General features: G+C 54.0%; 2 protein-coding genes and 1 pseudogene. All 3 read left to right on the top strand.

The window, feature by feature from the left end; translation table 11 throughout:
• Positions 1–140, top strand: a pseudogene (locus HMPREF3178_RS31550) (phage tail protein); the annotation flags it as partial.
• Positions 141–170: 30 nt separating this feature from the next.
• Positions 171–575, top strand: a complete 405-nt coding sequence (locus HMPREF3178_RS03620; protein WP_064411109.1) for a phage tail assembly chaperone — start codon at positions 171–173, stop codon at positions 573–575.
• A 2-nt stretch (positions 576–577) separates the two neighbouring features.
• Positions 578–780: phage tail assembly protein T (locus HMPREF3178_RS03615; protein WP_070585021.1), on the top strand; the 203-nt coding region annotated here is incomplete at its 3' end.

Below are 780 nucleotides of genomic sequence, written 5' to 3'. Positions count from 1 at the left end.
TCAGCGGGCAGACCAGCGCAACGTTTAATAAGGCCAGTGCCGTTTCTGGTGATGCCGGAGTTTACTCCTGTGTAGTCACTGACTCTGCCACTCCGGCGAACGTTATCACCTCATCTGATTGCACCGTCACCATCAGTTAATGGAGCGCCGGGAAACCGGCGATAAACTTAATGTCAAAACAGAATCTTAAAGCGCTGGCACTGGCCCCGATGGCGGGTTTCCGTAAAAAAGAAGTCACCGTTCCGGAGTGGGAAAACGCCAAAGTTATCATTCGTGAACCATCGGCTGAAGCCTGGATTCGCTGGCAGGGGATTGCCAGTCCGGAACAACCAAAACCACCGGAAGGGCAGGAAGCTCCAGAGGTGCCAGAACTCACCCCTTCAGAACGTGCGTTCCGCACGATGCGGGCAGATGTCACACTCTTCATTGATATTCTGCTGGATACCGACCTGCAGTACGTTTTCACCGTCGATGATACCGAACAGGTTGAAGCAATTTATGGCCCTGTCCATTCCCGGTTGTTGAAACAGGCGCTTGATCTCATTCGTGATGCGGATGACGCCAAAGCAAAGTAAAAATGCCTGGCATGCAGTTCCTGATGGCGCTGGCGCTCCGGATGGGCCGCACGCTGGGCGAACTGCGACAAACCATGACGGTTGGCGAATTCAGAATGTGGGCTGAATTCGACCGTATCAGCCCGATCGGTGATATCCGTGGCGATATTCTCAATGCCCAGCTGGTTTCAGCGATGTACGGGGCGCAGGGCGGTAAAGTCACCAT

This window comes from Klebsiella sp. HMSC09D12, assembly GCF_001808475.1.
Classification (GTDB): Bacteria; Pseudomonadota; Gammaproteobacteria; order Enterobacterales; family Enterobacteriaceae; genus Klebsiella; species Klebsiella oxytoca.
The sequence above is the reverse complement of the archived record's forward strand: the minus strand, read 5'-3'. Positions and strand labels throughout refer to the sequence as shown.

Bases quoted from the DNA above. Each gene is read 5' to 3' on its own strand.
- HMPREF3178_RS03620 (WP_064411109.1), top strand. From the start codon at position 171: ATGTCAAAACAGAATCTTAAAGCGCTGGCACTGGCCCCGATGGCGGGT.